Genomic DNA, 25,056 nt, shown 5'->3' on the forward strand with positions numbered 1-25,056 from the left:
GCCTGACGTCATGCACGGAGAGTCTATGCACCGCTTTATCGTTGTGGGAGGGGGCGCCGGCGGCCTGGAGCTGGCAACGCGGCTAGGCGACCGGTACGGCGAAACGCGCGCGAAGCGCGGCAACTCGCGTGCGTCGGTCACGTTGGTCGACCGCAATCCAACGCATATCTGGAAGCCGCTCCTGCACGAAGTGGCAGCGGGCAGCATGGATCCTTTCACGCAGGAACTCGAGTACGCGGCGCAGGCGCGCTGGCATGGCTTCGAGTTCCAGCAGGGCGAGCTGGTCGGGCTGGACCGCGCGGCAAAGCGCATTACGCTCGGCGCGGTGCAGGATGAAGACGGCGGTGAGATGCTGCCCGAGCGCGTGCTCGAATACGACACGCTCGTGCTCGCGATCGGTAGCACGACGCACTTTTTCGGCGTGCAGGGCGCGGCGGAAAACTCCATCGCGCTCGATACCGTTGCGCAGGCCGAGCGTTTTCGCAAGCGCCTCATTGCGGCGTGCATGCGCGCCGAGCATCAGGAGCCGGAGCCCTGGGTTCACGGTCAGCGCGACCATGAGGGCAACGAAGTTCCGCGCGTGCAGGTTGCGATCGTCGGCGCGGGGGCAACGGGCGTCGAGCTTTCCGCCGAGTTGCGCAACACCGCCCAGGTGCTTTCGGCTTACGGCCTGCACAAGCTCGATCCGAGTCACGACGTGGGCATCGTGCTGATCGAATCGGGTCCGCGCATTCTGCCCGCTTTGGCGGAGCGCGTTTCGTCGGCCACTGCCGAACTGCTGCGCAAGCTCGGCGTGCGGATCATGACCGGCGAGCGCGTGACTGAGGTGGCGCCGGGCGTAATACGAACCGCGAGCGGCAAATCCGTACGCGCCGACCTCACCGTATGGGCGGCGGGCATCAAGGCGCCGGCGGTGCTTGCGCAGCTCGACGGCCTGCCCGTCAACAAACTTGGCCAACTGATCGTGCGGCGCACGCTGCAAACGGAAGCCGACGACAATGTCTTTGCGCTCGGCGACTGCGCCGCATGCGAGTGGCCCGGCAACGAACGGGGCGTGCCGCCGCGCGCGCAGGCCGCGCATCAGCAGGCATCGTTTCTGTTCAAATCGATGGGCGAGCGGCTTGCAGGGAAGGCGCTGCCCGAGTTCACCTATCGGGACTTCGGCTCGCTCGTCTCGCTCGGCCATTTCAGTGCGGTCGGCAATCTGATGGGCGGGTTGATCGGCGGCAGCATGCTGATCGAGGGGCTGTTCGCCCGGTTCATGTACATGTCGCTGTACCGGCTGCATATCGCGGCGCTGCATGGCTATGCACGCATGGTGCTCGACACCTTCGCGCACTGGCTGCGGCGCACGACGCTGCCGCGCGTGAAGCTGCACTAAAGCGTTTCCCCGGGAGGTAGTGCGGGTTCGTCAGGGTGCAGCCCTTTTGCGTCGTTCTTTTCGCAAGGAGCGTTGCATGCTTAAACCTGAAATCGACAGCCTGGTCCCGCACGTGCCGTTCGATCGGCGCACCTTCATCAAGGCAGCACTGGGCAGCGGCTTTGCCGCGGCGGTGCTGCCAGTCTCCGCGCAAACCATCCACACCGACAGCGAGGGCCTCGAAGCCGGCGAGATCGCGTTCCAGTCGAACGGAACGCTGATTCCGGCGTATCGCGCGCAGCCGAAAGGCAAGACGCATCTGCCGGTGGTCATCGTGATTCACGAGATTTTCGGCGTGCACGAGCATATCGCCGATGTGTGCCGGCGCTTCGCCAAGCTCGGCTATCTGGCCATCGCACCGGATCTGTTCGAGCGCGAGGGTGATGCGTCCGTGTATCCGACCGTTCAGCAGATCGATCAGAACATCGTGAGCAAGGTTGCCGATGCGCAGGTGCTCGGCGATATCGATGCGGCGCTGGCCTGGGTCGGCCAGCATGGCGGCGATCTCAAGCGCGTGGGGGTCAACGGGTTCTGCTGGGGCGGCATCTACGCGTGGCTTTATGCCGAGCACAATCCGCGCGTGAAGGCGGTGGTGTCGTGGTACGGGCGCGTGGCCGGCGCTCACACCGCGAACTCGCCGCAAAATCCGCTCGATCTCGCGGGCAAACTGCAGGTGCCGGTGCTCGGGCTCTACGGCCGCGAGGACACAAGCATTCCGCAGGACACGCTGGAGCAGATGAAGGCTGCGATCGCGCAGGGGCCGCAGGGTGGGCGCGGCTCGCAGTTCGTCGTGTACGACGATGCGGGCCATGCGTTCTTCGCAGACTATCGGTCGAGCTATCGCAAGGCCGACGCGGAGGATGGCTGGAAGCGCGCGATTGCCTGGTTCAAGGAACACGGCGTCGGCTGAGGCCGGCGCCGTGGTGGGACGGGCTCAGGGGTTCGCGCCCGTCGCCACGGGCCGCGACGGGTCAGAGCACCACTCGCTCCACGACCCCGCATAAAGCGCCGCGCCATGCATGCCGGCGATCTCCATCGCCAGCGCGTTATGGCAGGCAGTCACGCCCGAGCCGCATTGCAGCACCACGTGCTCGGGCGTCTTGCCCGGCAGCAGCGCGGTGAATTCGTCGCGCAGCGTATGCGCGGACTTGAAGCGGCCGTCGTCACTGAGGTTGTCCTTGAAGAAGCGGTTGAGCGCGCCGGGGATATGGCCGCCCACCGGATCTATCGTCTCGTTCTCGCCGCGATAGCGGTCGGCGGCGCGCGCGTCGACGACGGTGAGTTCATGGGTGGACAGATTGCGCTCGATGGCCTGCGCATCCACGGTCACCTGGAGCGGCGCGCTGGCCTTGAACGTGCCTTGCGCGGCAGCGGGGACGTCCTTCGAGAGCGGGAAGCCAGCCGCCTCCCAGGCTTGCAGGCCGCCGTCGAGCACGGCGACCGAGTCGTGGCCGAGCCAGCGCAGCAGCCACCAGAGACGCGCGGCATACATGCCGCCCTGTGCGTCATAGGCGACCACCTGTTGTCCTGCGTTGAGCCCCCAGCTCATGAGCGTGGCGACGAGCGAGGCGCGGTCGGGCAGCGGGTGGCGGCCGTTCTTGCCGGTCTTTGGGCCCGAGAGGTCGCGGTCGAGGTGGAGATAGCGCGCGCCCGGCAGATGGCCGGCGGCGTAGGCGGTCTCGCCCGCGGCGGGATTCGCGAGATCGAAGCGGCAGTCGAAGACGAGTACGCTGCCTGGCGCCGCGGTGAGGCGCTCGTGCAGGTTGCCGGCCGAGATCAGTGTGGTGTAGTGCGTGTGGGGCATGACGGCTCCTTGAATCGTGCGTGGCCGGTGGCGCGCGAGTGCATCTGCACAGGCGCGCGAAAGTGCTGGCCCGATGCCGTCAGTCTAAACAAAAAGACGGGCCTAAGCCCGTCTTTCCGTGAAGCGTCGAATCTGCGTGGAGTTTGCGCGGTGGGTCTGCAAAGGCCGCTCAGATCGTGCCGAGCTCGCGCCGCAGGAACTCGTGGAAGTGCTGCATGCCGTCTTCCATCGGGCTCTGGTACGGGCCGACTTCCGAGACGCCGCGCTCGAACAGCGCGCGGCGGCCGGCATCCATGCGCTCGGCGATCTCATCGTCTTCGATGGCCGTTTCCATATAGGCGGCGCGCTCGGCCTCGACGAACTCGCGCTCGAACAACACGATTTCCTCGGGGTAATAGAACTCGACGATGTTCGTGGTTTTCTGCGTGCCCTGCGGAATGAGCCAGGAGCAGACGAGCACATGCGGATACCACTCGATCATCAGACCGGGGTAGTACACCATCCAGATCGCACCGAACTCGGGCGGCACGCCATTCCGGAAGCGCAGGACCTCGTCGTGCCACTTGCGATAGATCGGACTGCCCGGCTTGCCGAGATGGTTGTGCACGCCCACCGTCTGGACACTGTACCAGTCGCCGAATTCCCACTTCAGGTCGTCGCACGACACGAAGTTGCCGAGGCCCGGGTGAAACGGCACGACGTGGTAGTCCTCCAGATAGACCTCGATGAAGGTCTTCCAGTTGTAATTGCACTCGTGGACCTCGACGTGATCGAACATGTAGTCCGTGAAGTCGAGATGCTTTGCCGGCCCAAGCCGTGCAAGGTCGCGCGCGACGTCGCGCCCGGCCGACTCGAATAGCAGGCCGTTCCACTTTTGCAGCGGCGTGCTGCTCAGGTTCAGGCAGGGTTTATCGGCGAAATGCGGTGCACCGAGCAGCTCGCCCTTGAGGTCGTAGGTCCAGCGATGCAGCGGACATACAATGTTGTCGGCCGTGCCGCGACCGTTTAGCATGATGGCCTGACGGTGGCGGCAGACGTTCGAGAGCAGCTCGATCTCGTTGCTCTGGTTGCGAACGAGCACGCGACCCTCTTTCTCGCTGGGCAGCGCAAAATAATTCCCCGCCTCGGGCACCATCAATTCGTGGCCGACGTAGCGAGGACCTTTCTGGAAAAGCGTGTCGATCTCGCGCTTGAGAAGCGCTTCGTCAAAGTAAGCCGTGACTGGCAACTGACTGTGAACGGACTTCAGCTGCAATGCATTGCTCAGATTGGACATTCCCACTCCCGATGAAGACGTGAAAGCAGTGAACAACCCAACCATCGAAGATTCGATTTAGGGAGCCGGATATTATAGCCTGGTTGCCTTCGGCGGGCTAGCTAAGTTGCTGATTTTTGCAGGAATTGCGTATAGAGTGCGGTCGTAATGCGGTATAAACCGCGACAATGAAGCGCGGGATTCGGCCTTCCGGTACTGATTCAGGCAAACCCCTGCCATGTGGCCAGGAGGGGACACGAACCGGCGAGCGGGGCGGCGAGGGGGCTTTTGCCGTAGAATGTCCGCCTTGTTTCATTTTGGCGACCATCCATGGCGAAATCCGCATCGAAAGACTGCGCCGCAACGGACAAGGGCGCGGCCAAAAGCACGGAGCCAGGCGCGGACGGGACGGCCCAGGCCGAAATGGCCCAGGCCGATCTGCCGCAGAGCTACGAGGCGGGCCTCGCCGAGCTCGACGAACTGGTGGCGCGCATGGAAGGCGGCAGCTTGAGCCTCGAGGAATCGCTGGCCGACTACCGTCGCGGCGCCGTGCTGGTCAAGTTCTGCCAGCAGCAGCTCGAAAAGGTTGAACAACAGGTGCGCGTGCTCGACGGCGAAACGCTGCGGCCCGTGCCCCTCAATACGACAGGCAGTTCCGCCGCTGGCGGAGACGACGATCTATGACATTTGACCAATGGACCCGGCAGGTGCTCGACCGGGTCGAAAGCGCGCTCGATCACTATTTGCCGGCTGCCGACGTGCAGCCCGCTCCGCTGCATGACGCCATGCGCTACGCCGTGCTCGGCGGCGGCAAGCGCGTGCGCCCGCTGCTGTGCCATGCCGCGGGCGAGCTGACGAACGCGGCGCCCGAGGCGCTCGACGCGGCGGCCTGCGCGCTGGAGATGATCCACGTGTACTCGCTCGTGCACGACGACATGCCCTGCATGGACGACGACGACATGCGCCGCGGCAAGCCTACCGTACACGTCAAGTATGACGAACCGACGGCGCTGCTGGTCGGCGACGCGCTGCAGTCGCAAGCTTTCGTAACGCTGACGTCGGACGTGTTCGACGCACAGCATCAGGCGTCGCTCGTGCGCGAACTTGCGCTGGCGAGCGGGTCGATCGGCATGGCCGGCGGCCAGGCGATCGATCTGGCGAGCGTGGGGCACGCGCTCACGCGCGAGCAGCTCGAAACGATGCACCGCCTGAAGACCGGCGCGCTGCTGCGCGCCGCGGTGCGCATGGGCGCGCTGGCGGGTGAAACGCCCTCGGCGGATACGCTCGCCGCGCTCGACAAGTACGCAGCGGCGGTGGGTCTTGCGTTCCAGGTCGTGGACGACATTCTCGACGTCACTGCCGACTCGGCCACGCTGGGCAAGACGGCCGGCAAGGACGCGAAGGACGGCAAGCCGACCTACGTGTCGATCATCGGCCTCGATGCCTCGCGGGCGCTCGCGCAGCAGCTGCGCGCCGATGCCCACGCGGCGCTTGAACCGTTCGGCGCGCGCGCGCAGCGCCTCGCCGAACTCGCTGACCTGGTCGTGAACCGGGTGAGCTGATTGCGCCAACCCGCCCGCGCGCATGAACGTGAAGTCATGCGCGGACAGAAGTGCGGGAGCGCTCGATTTCCTACAATGGAACGACGATGTACGACTTGCTGAAAACCATTGACGACCCGGCGGATTTGCGCCGCCTCGATCGCCGCCAGTTGCAGCCGCTCGCCGACGAACTGCGTGCCTTCGTCCTCGACAGCGTCTCGCAGACGGGCGGCCACCTGTCGTCCAACCTCGGTACGGTCGAGTTGACGATCGCGCTGCACTACGTGTTCGACACGCCGCGCGACCGCATCGTCTGGGACGTGGGCCATCAGACCTATCCGCACAAGATCCTGACGGGCCGCCGCGACCAGATGCACACGCTGCGCCAGCTCGGCGGCATCTCGGGCTTTCCGAAGCGCGACGAATCCGAATACGACACGTTCGGTACCGCCCACTCGAGCACCTCGATCTCGGCAGCGCTCGGCATGGCCATCGCAAGCAAGCTCAAGGGCGAGAACGCCATGGGCATCGCCGTGATCGGCGACGGTGCGATGACGGCCGGCATGGCCTTCGAGGCGATGAACAACGCGGGCGTCGAAGACGACGTGCCGCTGCTCGTCATTCTCAACGACAACGACATGTCGATTTCGCCGCCGGTGGGCGCGCTCAATCGCCATCTCGCGCGCCTGATGTCGGGCCGCTTCTACGCCGCCGCACGCGCGGGCGTGGAGCGCGTGCTGCGCCATGCGCCGCCCGTGCTCGACCTCGCGCGCAAGCTCGAGGAGCACGCGAAGGGCATGATCGTGCCGGCCACACTGTTCGAGGAATTCGGCTTCAACTACATCGGGCCGATCGACGGCCACGATCTCGACTCGCTGATCCCCACGCTGCAGAACATCAAGGAACTGCGCGGCCCGCAATTCCTGCACGTCGTGACGAAGAAAGGCCAGGGCTACAAGCTCGCCGAAGCCGACCCGGTCCTGTATCACGGCCCCGGCAAGTTCAACCCCGCCGAGGGCATCAAGCCGTCAGCGACGCCCGCGAAGAAGACCTATACGCAGGTGTTCGGCGAATGGCTTTGCGACGCGGCGGAACTCGACGCGCGCGTGGTGGGCATCACGCCGGCCATGCGTGAAGGCTCGGGCATGGTCGAGTTCGAGAAGCGCTTCCCGGACCGCTATTACGACGTGGGCATTGCCGAGCAGCACGCGGTGACGTTCGCGGGCGGCCTCGCGGCCGAGGGCCTGAAGCCCGTGGTCGCGATCTACTCGACCTTCCTGCAGCGCGCCTACGACCAGCTGATTCACGACGTGGCGCTGCAGAACCTGCCGGTCGTGTTCGCGATCGACCGCGCGGGCCTTGTCGGCGCGGACGGCGCGACGCACGCGGGCGCATATGACCTCGCGTTCATGCGCTGCATCCCGAACATGATGGTGATGGCCGCGTCGGACGAAAACGAATGCCGCCAGATGCTCTATACGGCGCTCCAGCAGGACTGCCCGACGGCGGTGCGCTATCCGCGCGGCGCGGGCACGGGCGTGGCGACCGTCAAGCAGATGGCCGCGCTGCCGGTGGGCAAGGGCGAGATTCGCCGCGAAAGCGCCGCGCCGGCAGGCAAGCGCATCGCGATCCTCGCATTCGGCACGATGGTTGCGCCGGCACTGGCCGCTGCCCAGGAACTGGACGCCACCGTGGCGAACATGCGCTTCGTGAAGCCGCTTGACGCGGAGCTCGTGCGCCAGCTCGCCGAGACGCACGATTACCTCGTGACCGTCGAGGAAGGCTGCATCATGGGTGGCGCGGGCTCGGCCTGCGTGGAAGCCCTGCTTGAAAGTGGGGTTATCAAGCCCGTACTACAATTGGGCCTCCCCGACCGTTTCATCGACCATGGCGACCCGGCCAAGCTGCTGGCGAGCTGCGGCCTCGACGCGGCAGGGATCGCGAAGTCGATTCGCGAGCGTTTTCTCGACAAGGCCGCGAGCGCATCTGGCAAGTCGGTGATGCGCGTTGCCTGACACGGATTAACGCCTCGCGGCGCGGCTGGCCTTGGATGCATCAGGCCGGCCAGCGAGCCGCGGCAATCCACTTGAAAATTGAACCGGCGGCCGGGTGCATACCCGGCTTCGCCAGCAAGCGCCGGCTGTTGCCGGCGCTTGCCATTTGCGCGCCGCAAGTTTGCCGGCGCGGCCTGAGGACAAGAACATGAACCAGATGAACCCGGCTTTCGTGATGCCGGACGTCCAGAGCTCCGTCGATACCCGTCAGATCCCGATCCAGCGCGTGGGCGTGAAGGGCGTGCGTCATCCGTTGACGGTCAAGACCGGCGCAGGCGACGTCCAGCCGAGCGTCGGCACGTGGAATCTCGATGTTCATCTGCCGGCGGACCAGAAGGGCACGCACATGTCGCGTTTCGTGGCGCTGCTCGAAGAAAACAAGGCGCCGCTCGAAGCGGCGACGTTTCGCGCAATGCTGGCCGCGATGGTCGAAAAGCTCGAATCGCAGGCCGGCCGCATCGAGGTCTCGTTCCCGTACTTCGTGAAGAAGGTCGCGCCGGTGTCGGGCGTGGAAAGTCTGCTTGACTACGAAGTCACGCTCGCGGGCGAGGTGCGCAACGGCGAGACGCGTCTCTTCCTCAAGGTGCTCGTGCCGGTGACGAGCCTGTGTCCGTGCTCGAAGAAAATCTCGCAGTACGGTGCGCACAATCAGCGCTCGCATGTGACGATCGACGCCGAACTCGCTGGCGACCTGCCGGTGGAAGACCTCATTCGCATTGCCGAAGAAGAGGCGTCGTGCGAACTCTGGGGCCTGCTCAAGCGCCCGGACGAGAAGTTCGTGACGGAGCGTGCATACGAGAATCCAAAGTTCGTCGAGGATCTGGTGCGCGACGTGGCGGTGCGCCTGAACGCGGACGCGCGCGTGATGGCCTATACCCTCGAAGCCGAGAATTTCGAGTCGATCCACAACCACAGCGCGTATGCCGTGATCGAGCACGACAAGCGTTGATGCGGTGATTCGACAAGACAGATTGGGCCGCACGAGAAGCGGCCCTTTTCATTTGCGCTTCTGAATATGGCGTGCCGGGAAAACGGATTGGGGTATACCCGTTTTGCCTGGTTATCCTGATGTTGTTGTCTGCACCCCCCCTTCCATTCCCCCCATCAGACAGGCCGCGATATCGCTGTTGTTTGAGGTTTGGCAACACTGCCGTCTACCTTCGCCGTTATAACTCGACTGCGACGCAATGTCATAACGAGTCGGCGCGCGTTCCTTGCGAGCGAAGTCCGACCCATACGTAAGAAGATGATGAAGGAGACATAATGCGCTTTTGCAGAAAAGGCATTTGCAGTACGGCATTCATGTTGGCTGCAGGCGGTGCGAATGCTCAGTCGAGCATTACGCTGTACGGCATCGCCGACGCGTTTGTCCAGTTCCTCAATAACGATGGCAAGCAATCGTGGTCGCAACGCAGTGGCGGGAGCGCGCCGTCGCGTTTTGGCCTGAAAGGCACCGAGGATCTTGGCGGCGGCCTGAAGGCCGCATTCACGCTGGAAAACGGTTTCAACATCAACAATGGCGCCGGCTTTGGCGATACGAGCGCCATGTTCTATCGCCAGGCTTGGGTGGGGCTTTCGCACGGGAAATATGGGACGTTCACGCTGGGCCGCCAGTATCAGCCGACTTTCTGGGTGCTCTACCCAGGCGACCCGTTCTTCGCCAATGAAGTGCTCTCGCCGCTAGCCGCAGCGGGTAATGTCGTCGACCGCAATACGATCGGCATGCAGGCCAGCGGCGGGCGGTCGAGCAATTCGGTTGTGTACAAGTCGCCGACGCTCAAAGGGCTGCAACTGATGGCCATGTACGCGTTTCAGTCCAGTGTGACGCAGCCCGTGCCGCAAACGAACGGCAATATTCTCGATATTGCCGCAACCTGGTCGGGCTACGGTCTTTATGCGGGATTCGCGTACCAGTACCAGCATCCTGGCACGAAGACCCTGGCCAACTTGCCGTCCGTGCTCAATACGGTTGGAACCGAGCACTTCAATGGTGCGCTCGCTTATCAGATCGGGATCGTCAATCTTCAGTTCATCTACGGATATCACCGTCCGAAGCACGACGATTCGAGTCCGCTCGCGACGAGGCTTTCGGCCGTGCATTCCTATAACGTGATGCAAGCGGGCGCCACGATTCAGGCCACGGTCGCGGACACGATCGAGATCGTGGCCCTGCAACGCGCCGTGCGTGGCGTGCACGACAACATGTGGGCGGTGCAACTGGGAGTCGACCACAGTCTTTCGAAGCGGACAGCCGTTTATGCGCGCGCGGGCTACATGAAGAACAACGGTTCGTCCACGATGAGCTGGTCCGGCGTTCCCGTCACGGCCCCTGGCACCGGGCAAACGCTCGGAGCCGTTGGCATTACGCAGCGTTTCTGAAGCGCAAGCGTTCCGCTATTGCCGCGCGAGCGACGCGAGATCCCAGCGCGGCTTCACCGTGAACGCGTAGTCCTGGGTGGCCTGCTCGGGCCAGCGCGCGAGGCGCAGCGCGCCCGCGAGCGCGATCATCGCGCCGTTGTCGGTGCACAGCGAAAGATCGGGGTAGTGGACTTCGAAGCCGCGCTTCTGCGCCGCGGCCGAAAGCGTTTCGCGCAACTGCTTGTTCGCGCCCACGCCGCCCGCGACCACGAGACGCTTCATTTTCGTGCGCTTGAGCGCGGCGATCGATTTGGCGGCCAGCACTTCGACGGCGGCATCGACGAAACCGCGCGCGATGTCGGCCTTGCCTTGCTCGCAGATGTTCGTGCCAAGTTTCTTCACCTGCGTGAGCACGGCGGTCTTCAGGCCGCTGAAGCTGAAATCGAGGTCGCCCGAATGCAGCATCGGACGCGGCAGCTCGATGGCGCCCGGCGTGCCGAACTCGGCGAGACGCGAGACTTCCGGTCCGCCCGGATAGCCGAGGCCGAGCAGCTTGGCGGTCTTGTCGAAGGCTTCGCCGGCGGCGTCGTCGAGGGTTTCGCCGAGCGTCTCGTAGACGCCCACGTCGGTCACGCGCATGAGCTGCGTGTGGCCGCCCGAGACGAGCAGCGCGACGAAGGGGAAGGGCGGCGGCGCGTCGACGAGGAGCGGCGAGAGCAGATGCCCTTCGAGATGATGGATGCCGACGGTCGGTCGGTTCCAGGCCATGGCGAGTGCGTTGGCGATGCTCGCGCCCACCAGCAGCGCACCGGCGAGCCCCGGCCCCTGGGTGAACGCGATGGCGTCGATGTCGCTGCGCGCCGCGCCGCTTTTCGCGAGCACTTCCTCGAGCAGCGGCAGCGCGCGGCGGATATGGTCGCGCGACGCGAGCTCGGGCACGACGCCGCCATACTCGCGGTGCATGGCGATCTGCGAGTGCAGCGCGTGGGCGAGCAGGCCGCGCTCGCTGTCGTAGAGCGCGAGGCCGGTTTCGTCGCAGGAGCTTTCGATGCCGAGAACAAGCATGGTATGGCGGGCGGCGGCCCTGCCGGGACAAGGCCGTCCGGGCGAAAACCGTCGCTGGATCAAAATGATAGGCGAATTTGAAAGTATAGCAGTGCAGGCGCAACCCGTTTGACGGCATCCGGCGCACGAGCGCATCGTCTTGCCGCCGCTTCGCCGCCGCTTCGCCGCCGCTTCGCCGCCGCCGCGGCGCCATCGCGGCGTCCGGCGCGGGTAGAATGCGCGCCATGGAATCTTTCGACATCGCCGTGATCGGCGCAGGCGCGGCCGGCATGATGTGCGCGGCGGTGGCCGGCCAACAGGGGCGCCGCGTGGCGCTGATCGATCACGCCCCGCGCCTTGCGGAAAAAATCCGCATCTCGGGCGGCGGACGCTGCAACTTCACGAATCTGCACGCGGGCCCCGCCAACTATCTCTCGAACAACCCGCATTTTTGCCGCTCGGCGCTTGCGCGCTATACGCCGCGCGACTTCCTCGCGCTGCTGCGCCAGCATCGCGTGACGTGGCACGAGAAGCACAAGGGCCAGCTCTTTTGCGACCAGTCGAGCGATGCAATCATCGACGTGCTGCGCGCCGAATGCGATGCCGGCGGCGTGGCGTGGCGGCGTCCGCTGCCCGTCGAGGCGGTGAGCCATGCCGCCGGCGCGGGCTTCACGCTCGGCACGCCGCAGGGCGAGATTCGCGCGAAGGCGCTGGTGATCGCCACGGGCGGTCTCTCGATTCCGAAGATCGGCGCCACCGATTTCGCTTACCGCATCGCGAAGCAGTTCGGCCACAAGCTCGTCGATACGCGTCCCGCGCTGGTGCCGCTCACGTTCGCGCCGCAAGACTGGGCGCCCTACGTGCCGCTAGCAGGCGTCTCACTCGAAGTGCACGTGGCAACCGGCGAGCGCAAGACTGCCGGGGCCTTCGACGAGGATCTGCTGTTCACGCACCGGGGCCTTTCCGGCCCCGGCGTGCTGCAGATTTCGAGCTACTGGCAGCCGGGGCAGCCGATTCGCGTGAATCTGCTGCCCGAGCGGTCCGCAAGCGATGCGCTGATCGAGGCGAAGGGGGCGACGAAGCGCCAGATCGGCACCCTGCTGGCCGAGTGGGTGCCGACGCGTCTCGCGCACGCCTGGCTCGAGGCGCATCAGGTGCCGCTCGACGCGCGGCTTGCCGATCTGCCCGACAAGACGCTGCGCCGCATCGGCGAGGGACTCGCGCAATGGTCGCTGACGCCCACCGGCACCGAGGGCTACAAGAAGGCCGAGGTGACGCGCGGCGGCGTGGACACGCGCGAGCTTTCATCGGCGACGCTGATGAGCCAGCGCGTGCCGGGCCTGTATTTCGTGGGCGAGGCGGTGGATGTGACGGGCTGGCTCGGCGGCTACAACTTCCAGTGGGCATGGGCTTCGGGCGTCGCCGCCGGCGAGGCCGCGGTTGAGTTCACGGCGGTGGCGGCCAGGCCTTGAAGCGCCGCCGTATCGATCGATTGCGACTTTGGGCCGGCCACGTGCATCGAGTCTCAACGAGTTGATGCTCGTCATTGTTGGTCGGGCTGAGGAGGTTCACGCTTGAACATTGATCCATTGTGGAGAGGTGTGAAACGTGAACCAGCAAGCAGAGCAGGTGAAACAAGAGGCGACGCAGCACGGTATGCCGCTGCGGCGGATCATGATTGCCGTCGACGATTCGAATGCGTCGAAGCAGGCGGTGCGGTTCGCTTCGCGTGTGGCGCCGCGCAACGCCGATGTGCGTATCGTCTGCGCCGCCGGGCAACCGCGCGCCTGGCAGGCCGGCGGCGCCTACACGGCGGGCGATGCCTGGTTGAGGGAGTCGCTTGCCGCCGCGCGCCAGGAGTTGCGCCAGGAGGCCGAGAACACGCTCGAGCAGGCGGTGGCGGCGTTCGACGGGCAAGTTGCCTCGGTTTCGGGGCATGTGCTCAATCTGACCGGCGAGTCCGGTGCGGTCGTGCACGCGCTGAGCGCGGCGGCCAGCGAATGGCGTGCCGACCTGCTGGTGGTCGGGGCCCGTCATCAAGGGCGCGTGAAACGCTGGGTCGACGGCTCGGTGTCGGCCGCGCTGGCCGTATCGGCGCCTTGCCCGTTGCTGGTGGTGCCTGCGGAGTACGAGGCATGCGCGGCGCCGCGCTTCGCACGCATGCTGCTGGCGACGGATGGAAGCGAGGCTTCCACGCAGGCGATCCAGGCGGCCATGCGACTCGTCGAACCGCGGCTTGCCTTGCGCGCGATCTACGTGGTTGACCGCGGCAGCGTGACTGGCGGCCCGGTGGCCGCTCCGGGGCTGGAAGAGGCGCTCACCGGGCTCGGGCGCCGGGCGCTCGCGGCGGCGCAGACGCAACTCGAACCKGCTGGCTGCACCTGCGAAACGGCGCTCGTGGCGACCGGCCTCATGCGCGATGACATCGCCCACACGGTCCTGCGCGACGCGAAGGAATGGAACGCCGATCTAGTCGTGCTGGGCACGCACGGCCGCCGTGGCGTTGCGCGCTGGCTGCTCGGCAGCGTGGCCCAGCGCGCCGTCGAAGTCACGCATTTGCCGCTGTTGCTGGTCGGGCCTTGCGAAGGCTGATGCGCCGGGTTTGGCCATGCTCGCCTCCCGAATCCGGTTTGTGGGGCACACTGGGATTTCGCTTCGCGAGAGGCCCGCTTGGTGGGTAACAAACTGGGCAGCAAACGAAGCGGCGAATGCGGGGGGAACAGGCCGCAAGGGTTCGGGTTTTCCTCCGGGACAGCCTCCAATCCCCTGACATGGAACTGCTATACTTGACTTTCTTTACCTCACGATCCGTTATTGGAAAATGACGACCATCCGCGTAAAAGAAAACGAACCCTTTGAAGTTGCCATGCGCCGCTTCAAGCGCACGATCGAGAAGAATGGTCTCCTGACTGAGCTTCGTGCGCGCGAGTTTTACGAAAAGCCTACGGCTGAACGCAAACGCAAGAAGGCTGCGGCGGTGAAGCGCCACTTCAAGCGTATTCGCAGCCAGATGCTGCCGAAGAAGATGTACTGATTCCGGCGTGCCATGGAGCAAACCCGTGGCGCGCGAACAGCCGGCACTGCCGCCGGCCAGTCCTGGGGCAACCCGGGCCGGACCGGCAACAAGGCCTGCGCTGTCTATTTGGTGTGGCCGCAGCCGTATCGAACCCGCACCGACCCGCCTGGGAACGTTTCCAGGCGGGTTTTTGCATTCTTGTGATGTTTCGGTGCGAGGGTTTGGCGTATAGATGGGCGCGGCGGCCGCCCTGCCCGGGGGTTCTCCCGGGGATTGTGCAACCCCAACGCATTTCAGGTGAGTAATGAGCCTCAAAGACCGGATCAACGACGACATGAAGGCCGCGATGCGCGCGCGCGAAAGCGAGCGCCTCGCCACGATTCGTCTGCTGCTCGCCGCCATCAAGCAACGTGAAGTCGACGAGCGCGTAACGCTCGACGACGCTGGCATCACGGCGGTCGTCGACAAGATGATCAAGCAGCGCAAGGACTCGATCAGCCAGTTCGACGCGGCGGGCCGCGCGGACCTCGTCGAGAAGGAAAACGCCGAGCTGCAAATCCTCTCCGCCTATATGCCCGAGCAGTTGTCGGAGGCGGAAATCGCCGCCGAAGTGCAGGCGGCGGTCGCACAGGTGGGCGCGAGCGGTCCGCAGGACATGGGCAAGGTGATGGGCGTGCTCAAGCCCAAGCTGGCGGGCCGCGCCGACATGACGGCGGTGTCAGCGCTCGTCAAGGCCGCGCTCGCGAAGTGAGGGCCGCGCCTCGCGCGGCGCCAGCTGTTGCCGCCCGTCGTTGCGAGGTTTGCCGCGGGCCGCGCGAATGCGCGCGCCCAGCCCCTGTTACCCGAGCGACCGAGCCCTGATGATTCCGCATTCGTTCCTGCAGGATCTGCTCAACCGCGTCGATATCGTCGACGTGGTGGGACGCTACGTGCAGCTCAAGAAGGGCGGCGCGAATTTCATGGGCCTCTGCCCGTTTCACAACGAAAAGAGCCCTTCCTTTACCGTTAGTCCAACGAAGCAGTTCTATCACTGCTTCGGGTGCGGCGCGCATGGCACCGCCATCGGCTTCCTGATGGAGCACGCGGGCCTCACGTTCCCCGAGGCCGTCAACGAGCTCGCGCAGTCGGTCGGCCTCAGCGTACCCCAGGAACCGTCGCCGATGCGTGGCGGCGCTTATGGCGGCGGTGGCAGCAGTGGCGGTGGCGCGGGCAGCGGCAGCTACGCGCCAGGTGTCTCGAAGGCCGTCTCCAATGCGCTATCGGACCTCATGCAGACGGCTTGCGACTACTACCGCAAGCAGCTGCGCAGCGCGCCGAATGCCATCCAGTACCTAAAAAAGCGCGGCCTCACGGGCGAGGTGGCGGCCCGTTTCGGCCTCGGTTACGCGCCCGATGGATGGCAGAACCTCGAATCCGCGTTTACCGACTATCGGGACGACGCGCTGGTCGAAGCCGGCCTTGTTATCGTCAGTGAAAAGCAGGATGCGCAGGGCCAGGCGCGCCGCTACGACCGCTTCCGCGACCGCGTGATGTTCCCCATTCGCAACGTGAAGGGGCAGGTGATCGGCTTTGGCGGGCGCGTGCTCGACGGCGGCGAGCCCAAGTATTTGAATTCCCCGGAAACGCCGCTATTTAATAAGGGTAGCGAACTGTACGGGCTGTTCGAGGCGCGTCTGGCGATCCGCGAACAGCACTACGTGCTGGTGGTCGAAGGGTATATGGACGTGGTCGCGCTCGCGCAACTCGGATTCCAGAACGCGGTGGCGACGCTGGGCACCGCGTGTACGCCCATCCACGTGCAGAAGCTGATGCGTCAGACCGATACGGTGATCTTCAGCTTCGACGGCGACGCGGCGGGCCGCCGCGCGGCGCGGCGTGCGCTAGACGCGTGCCTGCCCCATGCGGCGGATAACCGCACGATCCGCTTCCTGTTCCTGCCCTCGGAGCACGACCCTGACAGCTACGTGCGCGAGTACGGCGCCGAGGCGTTCAAGGAGCAGGTCGACCGTGCCATGCCGCTCTCGCAGTTCATGCTGAACGAAGTGCTGGTGGGCAAGGAACTCGATCAGCCCGAAGGGCGCGCCCGTGCGCTGTTCGATGCGAAGCCGCTGTTGCAGGCGCTGCCGGCGAACGCGCTGCGCGCGCAGATCATGCACATGTTCGCCGACCGCCTCGACGTGCCGTTCGAGGAGGTCGCGGCGCTCTGTGAGGTCGACGCCCGCATTGCCCAGGCCGCGCGCCAGGCGCCCGCGCGCAAGGACCGGCACCTCGTTACCGGGATCGAACGCAAGGCGCTGCGCAATCTGGTGATGCATCCGCGCATCGTGGCGCAGCTCGACGAGGAGGCCGAACAGGCGCTCATCGAGCTCACGCGGCACGGCGAACTGTTCGAGGAAGTGACCACGCATGCGCGTGCGCTGGGCGACGCAGCCGAGTTTCAGCTGCTTTCGGACCTGTTGCGAAACGGTGCGAACGCCCCCACCTTCGAGGAGATTTTTCGCGAAATTCTGGACTATGATGAAAACGTCCGGGATTTGCTGATGAAAAATCCAGAAGATGGCGCCGTGCTGGAGGAGCGCCGCGAGCAGGAGCGGCTCGTGGGCGAGGAGATGGCGGCGGCAATCCTGAAAATGCGCTTCGACGCCTGCAGCGAGCGGCTGGACGTGCTTTCGCGGCAGTCGCGCCATACGCCCGAGGAGCTAGCCGAATATGTGAAACTGAATCAGACGCGGGCTGACATGAAGCGTCAGCTCGGGCTGTAGGGGAGGAACGCGCGCAGGCGATTATTACCCTGCGTGCTACAATAAAAGGTTTTCAGCGGTTTGTTTTTGTTGTTTGTTTTTGTTTTTTCCGGACGGTTTCCAGCAAGGGCGGAATGGCAATGGCAAAGACTACAGGCGGAAAAAAGGCGACAGGCAAGGGTTCGACGGAATCGACCAGCAAGGTCACGAAGGCCCAGGATGCACCATCCGCCAGTTCGCGCCGCAAGGCGGCGAGCGCCAGTCATGAAGTTCCCGCAGTCCGGAAGAAAGCAATGGCTGCTTCGGCCGCGCGAGCGGCGCCCACACGTGCGGCGAAAGCCTCTACGCATCCGGCAACGAAGCGGTCCGGTGGTCCGAGTAGTGCAAGGCAAGTGCCTGCCGTTGCGGACGATGCGGCAGAGCGCGAGGCTCCAGTATCCACGGTTCAAGAGGCTGATGTCCAACAGCCGCGAGTCGAGACTACAGCCGGTACGGCGAACTCCATGACGAAAAAGCTGAATGAAGTGTCCGTCGATGACGACGCAAACCAGAGCGAGGAAAGCACGCCCACCGCGGGCAAGGGTGAGAAAACCACCCGTGCGCGCGACCGGCGAGCGAAGGAAAAGGCGCTGCTGAAAGACGCATTCGCGTCATCGCAGCCCGGCACCGTCGAGGAACTCGAAGAGCGCCGCAACAAGCTGCGCGCGCTCATCAAGCTTGGCAAGGAGCGCGGCTACCTCACCTACGCCGAGATCAACGATCACCTTCCGGACAACTTCACCGAGACCGAGGCGATCGAAGGCATCATCAGCACGTTCAACGACATGGGCGTGGCCGTCTACGAGCAGGCCCCCGATGCCGAAACGCTGCTGCTGAACGACAACGCGCCCAACGCTTCTTCGGACGACGAAGTAGAAGAAGAAGCCGAAGTCGCGCTCTCCACTGTCGACTCCGAATTCGGCCGCACGACCGACCCGGTGCGCATGTACATGCGCGAAATGGGCACGGTCGAGCTGCTTACGCGCGAAGGCGAAATCGAAATCGCCAAGCGTATCGAAGACGGCCTCATGCACATGGTCATGGCAATTTCCGCTTGCCCGACCACGATCGCCGACATCCTCTCCATGGCCGAACGCGTCGCGAACGACGAGAGTCGCGTGGACGAACTCGTCGACGGACTGATCGATCCGAACGCCGAGGACACCGACGGCTTCAATGCGAAGGAAGCCGAAGAGATCGAGAACGAGGTGGAAGAGGAAGAAGAGGACGAGGAAGAAGAGGAAGAAGAAGAGGACGACGGCACGGCCCAGGCCACGGCCAACGCGGCGCAGCTCGAGGCGCTCAAGCGGGCTTCGCTCGAGAAGTTCTCGCTCATCAGCGAGTGGTTCGACAAGATGCGCAGGGCGTTCGAGAAGGAGGGCTACAAGTCGAAGTCCTACCTCAAGGCGCAGGAAACGATCCAGAACGAGCTGATGTCGATCCGCTTCACCGCGCGCACCGTCGAGCGGCTGTGCGACACGTTGCGCGCGCAAGTGGATGAAGTGCGCCAGGTCGAACGCCAGATCCTGCACACGGTCGTGGACAAGTGCGGCATGCCGCGCTCGGAGTTCATCGCGCGCTTCCCGGGCAACGAAACCGACCTCGAATGGGCCGACAGGATTGTTGCCGAGAATCACTCGTACAGCGCGATCCTCTCGCGTAACATTCCGGCGATTCGCGAGCAGCAACAGCGCCTGCTGGACCTCCAGGCGCGCGTGGTGCTGCCGCTGAAGGACCTGAAGGAAACCAATCGCCAGATGGCGGCGGGCGAGCTGAAGGCGCGCCAGGCCAAGCGCGAGATGACCGAGGCGAACCTGCGTCTCGTGATCTCGATTGCGAAGAAGTACACGAATCGCGGCTTGCAGTTCCTCGACCTCATTCAGGAGGGCAACATCGGCCTGATGAAGGCGGTGGACAAGTTCGAATATCGGCGCGGCTACAAGTTCTCGACCTACGCCACATGGTGGATCCGCCAGGCCATCACGCGCTCGATTGCGGACCAGGCGCGCACGATCCGCATTCCGGTTCACATGATCGAGACGATCAACAAGATGAACCGCATTTCGCGGCAAATCCTGCAGGAAACCGGCCTTGAGCCGGATCCGGCAACGCTTGCCGAGAAGATGGAAATGCCGGAGGACAAGATCCGCAAGATCATGAAGATCGCGAAGGAGCCGATCTCCATGGAAACGCCGATCGGCGACGACGACGATTCGCATCTGGGCGACTTCATCGAGGACAACAACACGGTTGCGCCCGCGGACGCCGCGTTGCACGCCTCGATGCGCGACGTGGTGAAGGACGTGCTCGACTCGCTCACGCCGCGCGAGGCGAAGGTGCTGCGCATGCGCTTTGGCATCGAGATGAGTACGGACCACACGCTCGAAGAGGTCGGCAAGCAGTTCGACGTCACGCGTGAGCGGATTCGCCAGATTGAAGCGAAGGCGCTGCGCAAGCTGCGTCACCCGAGCCGCTCGGACAAGCTCAAGTCGTTCCTCGAAGGGAACTGATGTTTGTTTGAGATGCTGCCGAGGCGCATGTAATTTGCCTGTTTTGGGCTGATTTGCATGCGCCGGATGGTCAGGCCGGAGCGGTTCGTGTAGTATGTCGGCCTGCCGTCGAAAAGCCCGGCCTCTGTGTAGACCGGGCTTTTTTGTTGACTTCCCCTCGCTGTAGCTTCGTGGGCCGGACGCCGTGTTGGTTGCAGGCAGCGGACTCATAATCCGCCGGAGAAATCCCGTCGTCGGTTCGAACCCGACCCGGCCCACCATTCCATTGCGTTCCAGGGTGTTCCTGGACGTTCCGTTTTTCTCACCCTCCAGTCCACATGGGATAGGGGCGCCGGTGTTCCCGGACGTCCTTGGGTAGCCGCTTCATTCCGTTGACTGCCACCTATTCGTGGGGGTAGTTTTGGGGGTAGGTCGCAGGATATGAAGCCAGTTACCCCAGTGTCCCCGCCGAGACTTCAATCCGCAAAGCCAGGTCAGGGCCGAAGTCTGTCGCGCGGCGGTCACACGGTGCGCAGAAATTGAGAAGTAATCCGAAGTTTGTGTGCGGCCAATCTGCTCCTGACTCCATCGGGGTCCCATCTACGCAGCACCCTACAAGGGCCGCCACGCTTGCTGCCACGAAAGCAAAGGAACTTGAACTGGTGGAAAGTGATCCGGAGGCCGGACGCATAGTTGTTTCCCGCGATATTTCCTTGTGGAGCTGGGGCGAACGCGTCGCGATATGGCTGCGGCAGCTGAACGAGTCGAACACGGACGTGGAGATTGTGAGCAAGCCAACCTATTTACGCTTGCTGTCACCGTCAGCCGTGGATACGTGGAGATAGGACAGGACGCTTTCGGTCAACTCTGCGGCGAGACCGACTGCCTCCTTATTGCGCGCAATGACGGCCGCAACCAGTCCTTCGATGATTGTTAACGCAGCCACGTTGGAACTGGTCAATACCGGGTGCTCGACTGGCGCATACAGAACCTCATTTGCAATCTGAGCCAGCGGGGAAGCCGGAGAGTCGGTAATTGCCACCACCTTCGCGCCACGGTCCCTCGCGAAACGTGCGAGTCGTACGGTATCAAGCGAATACCGCGGTAGCGAAATCGCCAGCAGCACGTCGCTCGCACCGATCATCGCCAGACGGTAGGCCGCGTGTTCATTACCTCCCTCCATGCAGATGGCGATGGCGTCCGCACAAAACGGAACGAGATTGGCCGCAGCCATGCCGGCAAGGTATGAGCTGTTGCCAAAGCCCAGAACATAGATGCGCCGAGCCTCGACCAGCGTAGCGACGATGCTTTCGAATACCTGCTCCGGATTCGGATTCTCGACGGCAGCCAGGTTGGCCTGCGTCGTCCTGAGCTGCTCTTGCAGCCCGAACACGCCGGATGGGCGTTGGGCCAGTTCAACACGCAGCTTGTCGACCGGCGACACGACTTCCTGCAACGTGCCCACCAGTGCGGCTTTCAGTCCGGAATAGCCACCAAGCTCGAGCGCGCGCGCGAGCCGGTTGACTGCGGCGGGAGAGGTTTGGGTCGCGGCAGCCAGTTCTTCAATGGTCAGCGTGGCTGCCTTGAGGGGATGTCGCAACAAGTAATCCGCCACCCTACCGAGCGCTGGCGGCAAGCGCGGACGAACCACGGCGATATGGCGCATCACGGGAGACTCATAGAGAGCCGTGGAATTGCTCGACATGGAGTGTCTCGTGCGAATGGGAATGGCCAACTTGTAACCTGGCCGGCTCTCTCCTGACAAGTTCCGGCACGCAGGATGACACAAAATGCATCACAAAGGCAACACGGTAAAAATTCTTATGTCAGATCCGCCAACAACCGGTAAGAATGCGTGGCCAGCCCCAGCCGTGCATGACACCAATACACAGGAGATTGTCGATGAAGAAGGTCCTTATCCCGTTGTCTATCGCCTTGCTGAGCGCTTCGATGGGCGCTGCCGCCAAGGACTGGGCGGAAGTCCGCTTTGGCGTGGATCCAACCTACGCTCCGTTCGAGTACAAGGCGCCGGACGGGAAAGTTGTCGGCTTCGACGTCGATCTTGGCAATGAAATCTGCAGGCGCATCCAGGCCAAGTGCGTGTGGGTGGAAAGCGATTTTGACGGCATGATTCCGGCGCTCAAGGCCCGCAAGTTCGACGGCGTGCTGTCGTCGATGTCGAAGACCGAGAAGCGCATGAAGGAAATCGACTTCTCGACCAAGCTCTTCCACGACCCGACCAATCTGGTCGCCAAGACCGGTAGCGGGCTCCTTCCGACCGCCGAATCACTCAAGGGCAAGAACGTGGGCGTAGAGCAGGGCACGACGCAAGAGACGTTTGGCAAGACGTACTGGGAACCCAAGGGCGTCAATATCGTGTCGTACAAGAACCAGGACCTGGTCGAACAGGACCTGCTTGCGGGCCGTCTCGACGCCTCGCTGCAGGACACCGTGATGGCGAAGAACGGCTTCCTGAAAAAGCCGGCCGCGAAAGACTTCAGCCTTGCTGGCCCGGCAATCGAGGATGAGAAGACGCTCGGTCACGGCACTGCGGTCGGTCTGCGCAAGGAAGACACCGACCTGAAGGCCAGGATCGATGGCGCTATCGCCGGCATGCTCAAGGATGGCACGTACAAGAAGATCGAAGAAAAATACTTCGACTTCGACGTTTACGGCGCCAAGGAATAAGCCGCCATACGCTGGGGCTGATCCGGTTTCAGAGCCCACGCGTGTCCGATGAGGCACATCATGTGAGCACCACCATGCAACGACGCGATTACCCCCTTCTCTCACCCAGCCTGGGTGCGACCCACCAGCTGACAAGTTTCCATTTCGGTCACGCTGAAACTGGCGAAAAAGTGTATATCCAGGCCTCACTGCATGCCGACGAACTTCCCGGCATGCTGGTGACGTGGCATCTGAAAAGCGCACTCAAAACGTTGGAAGCCGCGGGCCACGTGCGCGGTGAAATCGTGCTCGTGCCGCAAGCTAACCCAATCGGGCATGACCAGACGTTGCTCGGCCAACAGCTCGGCCGGTTCGAACTTGCATCGGGAGAAAATTTCAACAGGTCGTATCCCGAACTGGCAACGAAGATTTATCCGCGAATCAAGTCGCAGTTGAGCAGCGACCGCCAGAACAATACGCGCTTGATCCGTGTCGCGCTTCGGGAGGCGGTTCATGAGATGACAGTTCGAACCGAATTGTCGAGCCTGCGTCAACAGTTGATGTGCCTCGCTATCGACGCCGATGTCGTGCTCGATCTGCATTGCGATTTCAACGCTGTGCTGCATGTTTACACCGGCACGCCGTTGTGGAAGTCCTGCGAGCCGCTAGCGCGCTATCTGCGATCGTCCGCGCAGTTGCTGTGCGCCCAGGCAGGCGGCGACCCGTTCGACGAGGCGTGCTGCCGCCCGTGGTGGGAACTGCAAGCGCTGGCCGACGCCGATGGGCTCAAAGCCGCGATCGAACCGGGCTGCCTCGCCGTCACTGTCGAGCTGCGCGGACAAGCCGACGTCAACCACGCAGTAGCGCGCCAGGACGCTGAAGCAATTCTCGATTTCCTGCGTCACCGCGGCGTCGTTGCTGACTGCGGAGCACCGCCTCAACCAGAACTGAATTATCCCGCAACGCCGCTGAGCGGGTCCGAAAACCTGTACACACCTCACGCGGGCGTCGTCGTGTTTCTGGTAGAACCTGGTACGGTCGTTGAGGCTGGCCAGCCTGTGGTCGAAGTGATCGACCCGATAAGCGATTGCGTGACGGTTTTGTCATCGCAGTACGGAGGCATGCTATACGCGGTGGAAAACCGCCACTATGCCACGAGCGGAAAATGGCTTGCCAAGATAGCTACGCAAACGGCACTCAAGACCGGCCTGTTGTTGTCAGCCTAGAGCGGATGCATCGTCGTCGACGTGAGAACGCTGCGAAAGGACTTCCATGTTCCGAGCGGAAATTCATGTCGGCTGGAAAATTAAGAATTTTCAATTATCAGTGGCACGCTTAGGATGCCTATTATATTAATGACGAGGGTTATCCTGAGCTTGCTAACAGTTGGTTCACTGTCAAAATATGTTGGTTAAGCCGCTTTATTGAAATTCTGCAATAGTTAGTACTACATGGCGATAGAGGAAAGCTCCAGCATGGTGCCATCCGGCAATTTTTTCTGGCATTTGCGGCGTTCCCAATTGGGACGATAGGCCTGATCCGCTCTTCGGGAGGGGCGTATCGGGTGCACATCATCAGGTTACATAACCGGATAAGCGATGAAGTTCAATCACGAGCCACTTACCGTGGCGAAACGTAACGATCACATTGAGTGCGTTCACAGCGGTTCCGTCGCGGTCGTCGACACCACTGGCCGGCTCATTGCATATGCGGGCGATCCGGCCGCCTACACGTTTTCGCGATCTGCACTGAAACCGTTTCAGGCGTTACCCTTCACCCTGGCGGGGGGCATCCAGAAGTTCGGCTTCACGGAGCAGCAGACAGCGCTGATGTGTGCGAGCCACTCGGGCGAAGACGTCCACGTCCACGCGGTCTCAGACATGCTCGCAAAGGCGGACTGCACCGAGCAGGATCTTCGTTGCGGCTGCCATATGCCAGAGCGATTTCTCAATGGCGAAGCCGCGCCACCCGGCTTCGTCATGGACCAGAGACACAATAACTGCTCCGGCAAACACGCCGGGTTTCTGGCCTATTGCCAGATGGGTGGGTACTCCATAGACGACTACCTTGACCCGTCGCACTTTTTGCAACGTGAAATCGTCAAGGTGGTGAGTGACCTCTCGGAGACTAGCCCGATCCACTTCTGGTACGGGACGGACGGATGTAGTGCACCGAATATCGGGTTGCCGCTGTCCCGCCTCGCAAAGATCTGGGCGCGCTTTAGCGCCGCACGCAGGGACGCCGACGAATTGGAGAGAGGCATGGCCACGCTGGCGGACGCCATGATGAACTGGCCTGAGATGTATTCGGGCAGTGGACGTGCCGACAACGTGTTGACTCGAGCCGGGCGCGGAAAGTGGGTGAGCAAGACGGGAGCGCAGGGCGTGCGCTGTGTGGGTGCTCGAGCGCACGGCCTGGGTATCGCGCTTAAGGTCGGTAGCGGTGACTACCCGACTGCCTACGCGGTGACGATCGAGGTCATGCGACAGCTGGGCATTCTGGATGCCGAAACCACCAGTGAACTCCAGGAATGGCGCGAACCCGTACTGCGCAACTGCAACGGGTCTGCGGTGGGTCAACTGTCGTGTGACTTCAAGCTGAAGTACGTGTGAATCATGCACAAGTCGA

General features: G+C 63.4%; 21 protein-coding genes and 1 tRNA gene. 17 read left to right on the forward strand and 5 right to left on the reverse strand.

What is annotated here, in order from left to right:
• The first annotated feature begins 25 nt into the window (after positions 1–25).
• Together NH14_RS02570 and NH14_RS02575 are read left to right on the forward strand one after the other, a co-directional pair.
• Entirely contained in the window at positions 26–1,381 is a 1,356-nt protein-coding gene (locus tag NH14_RS02570) for an NAD(P)/FAD-dependent oxidoreductase (RefSeq protein WP_035531377.1), read from the forward strand.
• 76 nt (positions 1,382–1,457) lie between these two features.
• Positions 1,458–2,330: a dienelactone hydrolase family protein gene (locus tag NH14_RS02575; protein WP_035531379.1), complete on the forward strand. Its 873-nt coding sequence runs from the start codon at positions 1,458–1,460 to the stop codon at positions 2,328–2,330.
• Positions 2,331–2,354: 24 nt separating this feature from the next.
• On the opposite strand, the gene NH14_RS02580 is transcribed toward NH14_RS02575, so the two are convergent.
• The gene (locus NH14_RS02580) at positions 2,355–3,224 is read right to left on the reverse strand and encodes a sulfurtransferase (protein ID WP_035531382.1); all 870 of its coding nucleotides are present in this window, start codon (positions 3,222–3,224) and stop codon (positions 2,355–2,357) included.
• A 169-nt stretch (positions 3,225–3,393) separates the two neighbouring features.
• Positions 3,394–4,500, reverse strand: a complete 1,107-nt coding sequence (locus tag NH14_RS02585; protein ID WP_035531383.1) for an aromatic ring-hydroxylating oxygenase subunit alpha — start codon at positions 4,498–4,500, stop codon at positions 3,394–3,396.
• A 309-nt stretch (positions 4,501–4,809) separates the two neighbouring features.
• Between NH14_RS02585 and NH14_RS02590 the strand changes: the two genes are divergently transcribed.
• The 5 genes from NH14_RS02590 (at position 4,810) to NH14_RS02610 (ending at position 10,453) form a co-directional block, all read left to right on the forward strand.
• Positions 4,810–5,163, forward strand: a complete 354-nt coding sequence (locus NH14_RS02590) for an exodeoxyribonuclease VII small subunit (RefSeq protein ID WP_035531384.1) — start codon at positions 4,810–4,812, stop codon at positions 5,161–5,163.
• Positions 5,160–6,041 carry a polyprenyl synthetase family protein gene (locus NH14_RS02595; protein ID WP_035531386.1) on the forward strand — a complete coding sequence of 294 codons (882 nt, stop codon included), beginning with the start codon at positions 5,160–5,162 and terminating at the stop codon, positions 6,039–6,041. The genes NH14_RS02590 and NH14_RS02595 overlap by 4 nt, the downstream gene beginning before the upstream one ends.
• Positions 6,042–6,127: 86 nt before the next feature.
• Positions 6,128–8,035, forward strand: coding sequence for a 1-deoxy-D-xylulose-5-phosphate synthase (gene dxs, locus NH14_RS02600; protein ID WP_035531389.1), 1,908 nt, complete (start codon positions 6,128–6,130; stop codon positions 8,033–8,035).
• A gap of 187 nt (positions 8,036–8,222) precedes the next feature.
• Entirely contained in the window at positions 8,223–9,023 is an 801-nt protein-coding gene (gene folE2 / locus NH14_RS02605; protein ID WP_035531391.1) for a GTP cyclohydrolase FolE2, read from the forward strand.
• Positions 9,024–9,337: 314 nt separating this feature from the next.
• The gene (locus NH14_RS02610) at positions 9,338–10,453 is read left to right on the forward strand and encodes a porin (RefSeq protein WP_035531393.1); all 1,116 of its coding nucleotides are present in this window, start codon (positions 9,338–9,340) and stop codon (positions 10,451–10,453) included.
• A gap of 15 nt (positions 10,454–10,468) precedes the next feature.
• Here NH14_RS02610 and tsaD read toward each other — a convergent pair whose 3' ends face one another.
• Complete coding sequence (gene tsaD / locus NH14_RS02615; protein WP_035531394.1) at positions 10,469–11,497, reverse strand: tRNA (adenosine(37)-N6)-threonylcarbamoyltransferase complex transferase subunit TsaD; 1,029 nt, start codon at positions 11,495–11,497, stop codon at positions 10,469–10,471.
• Positions 11,498–11,721: 224 nt separating this feature from the next.
• Between tsaD and NH14_RS02620 the strand changes: the two genes are divergently transcribed.
• The 5 genes from NH14_RS02620 (at position 11,722) to dnaG (ending at position 17,254) form a co-directional block, all read left to right on the forward strand.
• The gene (locus tag NH14_RS02620) at positions 11,722–12,948 is read left to right on the forward strand and encodes a BaiN/RdsA family NAD(P)/FAD-dependent oxidoreductase (protein ID WP_035531396.1); all 1,227 of its coding nucleotides are present in this window, start codon (positions 11,722–11,724) and stop codon (positions 12,946–12,948) included.
• A 136-nt stretch (positions 12,949–13,084) separates the two neighbouring features.
• A complete protein-coding gene (locus tag NH14_RS02625) occupies positions 13,085–14,068 on the forward strand; it encodes a universal stress protein (RefSeq protein ID WP_052148384.1) in 984 nt (327 codons plus the stop codon).
• A gap of 229 nt (positions 14,069–14,297) precedes the next feature.
• Positions 14,298–14,510: a 30S ribosomal protein S21 gene (gene rpsU / locus NH14_RS02630; protein ID WP_035531398.1), complete on the forward strand. Its 213-nt coding sequence runs from the start codon at positions 14,298–14,300 to the stop codon at positions 14,508–14,510.
• A 286-nt stretch (positions 14,511–14,796) separates the two neighbouring features.
• The gene (locus tag NH14_RS02635; RefSeq protein ID WP_035531401.1) at positions 14,797–15,243 is read left to right on the forward strand and encodes a GatB/YqeY domain-containing protein; all 447 of its coding nucleotides are present in this window, start codon (positions 14,797–14,799) and stop codon (positions 15,241–15,243) included.
• A 109-nt stretch (positions 15,244–15,352) separates the two neighbouring features.
• Positions 15,353–17,254, forward strand: coding sequence for a DNA primase (gene dnaG / locus NH14_RS02640; RefSeq protein ID WP_035531404.1), 1,902 nt, complete (start codon positions 15,353–15,355; stop codon positions 17,252–17,254).
• A 52-nt stretch (positions 17,255–17,306) separates the two neighbouring features.
• Here dnaG and NH14_RS33310 read toward each other — a convergent pair whose 3' ends face one another.
• Positions 17,307–17,480: a hypothetical protein gene (locus NH14_RS33310; RefSeq protein ID WP_237179499.1), complete on the reverse strand. Its 174-nt coding sequence runs from the start codon at positions 17,478–17,480 to the stop codon at positions 17,307–17,309.
• A 46-nt stretch (positions 17,481–17,526) separates the two neighbouring features.
• Between NH14_RS33310 and rpoD the strand changes: the two genes are divergently transcribed.
• Together rpoD and NH14_RS02650 are read left to right on the forward strand one after the other, a co-directional pair.
• Positions 17,527–19,782, forward strand: a complete 2,256-nt coding sequence (gene rpoD / locus NH14_RS02645) for an RNA polymerase sigma factor RpoD (protein ID WP_237179500.1) — start codon at positions 17,527–17,529, stop codon at positions 19,780–19,782.
• 172 nt (positions 19,783–19,954) lie between these two features.
• A tRNA-Ile gene (locus tag NH14_RS02650) sits at positions 19,955–20,042 on the forward strand.
• Positions 20,043–20,560: 518 nt separating this feature from the next.
• Here NH14_RS02650 and NH14_RS02655 read toward each other — a convergent pair.
• On the reverse strand, positions 20,561–21,466 hold the full coding sequence (locus tag NH14_RS02655; protein WP_035531408.1) for a MurR/RpiR family transcriptional regulator: 906 nt from the start codon (positions 21,464–21,466) through the stop codon (positions 20,561–20,563).
• 197 nt (positions 21,467–21,663) lie between these two features.
• On the opposite strand from NH14_RS02655, the gene NH14_RS02660 reads away from it, so the two are divergent.
• The 3 genes from NH14_RS02660 to NH14_RS02670 all read left to right on the forward strand — a co-directional run bounded on the left by NH14_RS02660 (position 21,664) and on the right by NH14_RS02670 (position 25,040).
• Positions 21,664–22,449, forward strand: a complete 786-nt coding sequence (locus NH14_RS02660) for an ABC transporter substrate-binding protein (protein ID WP_035531410.1) — start codon at positions 21,664–21,666, stop codon at positions 22,447–22,449.
• A gap of 62 nt (positions 22,450–22,511) precedes the next feature.
• Positions 22,512–23,654, forward strand: coding sequence for a succinylglutamate desuccinylase/aspartoacylase family protein (locus NH14_RS02665; RefSeq protein ID WP_244143496.1), 1,143 nt, complete (start codon positions 22,512–22,514; stop codon positions 23,652–23,654).
• A 372-nt stretch (positions 23,655–24,026) separates the two neighbouring features.
• Positions 24,027–25,040 (forward strand): asparaginase, encoded by a 1,014-nt coding sequence (locus NH14_RS02670; protein WP_035531411.1) that lies wholly within the window; start codon positions 24,027–24,029, stop codon positions 25,038–25,040.
• The last annotated feature ends 16 nt before the right edge of the window (positions 25,041–25,056 follow it).

The sequence above is a fragment of the Paraburkholderia sacchari genome (genome assembly GCF_000785435.2).
Taxonomy (GTDB): domain Bacteria; phylum Pseudomonadota; class Gammaproteobacteria; order Burkholderiales; family Burkholderiaceae; genus Paraburkholderia; species Paraburkholderia sacchari.

Coding starts and splice junctions, on each gene's coding strand:
- NH14_RS02570 (WP_035531377.1), top strand. CDS start 26: ATGCACCGCTTTATCGTTGTGGGAGGGGGCGCCGGCGGCCTGGAGCTG.
- NH14_RS02575 (WP_035531379.1), top strand. CDS start 1,458: ATGCTTAAACCTGAAATCGACAGCCTGGTCCCGCACGTGCCGTTCGAT.
- NH14_RS02580 (WP_035531382.1), bottom strand. CDS start 3,224: ATGCCCCACACGCACTACACCACACTGATCTCGGCCGGCAACCTGCAC.
- NH14_RS02585 (WP_035531383.1), bottom strand. CDS start 4,500: ATGTCCAATCTGAGCAATGCATTGCAGCTGAAGTCCGTTCACAGTCAG.
- NH14_RS02590 (WP_035531384.1), top strand. CDS start 4,810: ATGGCGAAATCCGCATCGAAAGACTGCGCCGCAACGGACAAGGGCGCG.
- NH14_RS02595 (WP_035531386.1), top strand. CDS start 5,160: ATGACATTTGACCAATGGACCCGGCAGGTGCTCGACCGGGTCGAAAGC.
- dxs (WP_035531389.1), top strand. CDS start 6,128: ATGTACGACTTGCTGAAAACCATTGACGACCCGGCGGATTTGCGCCGC.
- folE2 (WP_035531391.1), top strand. CDS start 8,223: ATGAACCAGATGAACCCGGCTTTCGTGATGCCGGACGTCCAGAGCTCC.
- NH14_RS02610 (WP_035531393.1), top strand. CDS start 9,338: ATGCGCTTTTGCAGAAAAGGCATTTGCAGTACGGCATTCATGTTGGCT.
- tsaD (WP_035531394.1), bottom strand. CDS start 11,497: ATGCTTGTTCTCGGCATCGAAAGCTCCTGCGACGAAACCGGCCTCGCG.
- NH14_RS02620 (WP_035531396.1), top strand. CDS start 11,722: ATGGAATCTTTCGACATCGCCGTGATCGGCGCAGGCGCGGCCGGCATG.
- rpsU (WP_035531398.1), top strand. CDS start 14,298: ATGACGACCATCCGCGTAAAAGAAAACGAACCCTTTGAAGTTGCCATG.
- NH14_RS02635 (WP_035531401.1), top strand. CDS start 14,797: ATGAGCCTCAAAGACCGGATCAACGACGACATGAAGGCCGCGATGCGC.
- dnaG (WP_035531404.1), top strand. CDS start 15,353: ATGATTCCGCATTCGTTCCTGCAGGATCTGCTCAACCGCGTCGATATC.
- rpoD (WP_237179500.1), top strand. CDS start 17,527: ATGGCTGCTTCGGCCGCGCGAGCGGCGCCCACACGTGCGGCGAAAGCC.
- NH14_RS02655 (WP_035531408.1), bottom strand. CDS start 21,466: ATGTCGAGCAATTCCACGGCTCTCTATGAGTCTCCCGTGATGCGCCAT.
- NH14_RS02660 (WP_035531410.1), top strand. CDS start 21,664: ATGAAGAAGGTCCTTATCCCGTTGTCTATCGCCTTGCTGAGCGCTTCG.
- NH14_RS02670 (WP_035531411.1), top strand. CDS start 24,027: ATGAAGTTCAATCACGAGCCACTTACCGTGGCGAAACGTAACGATCAC.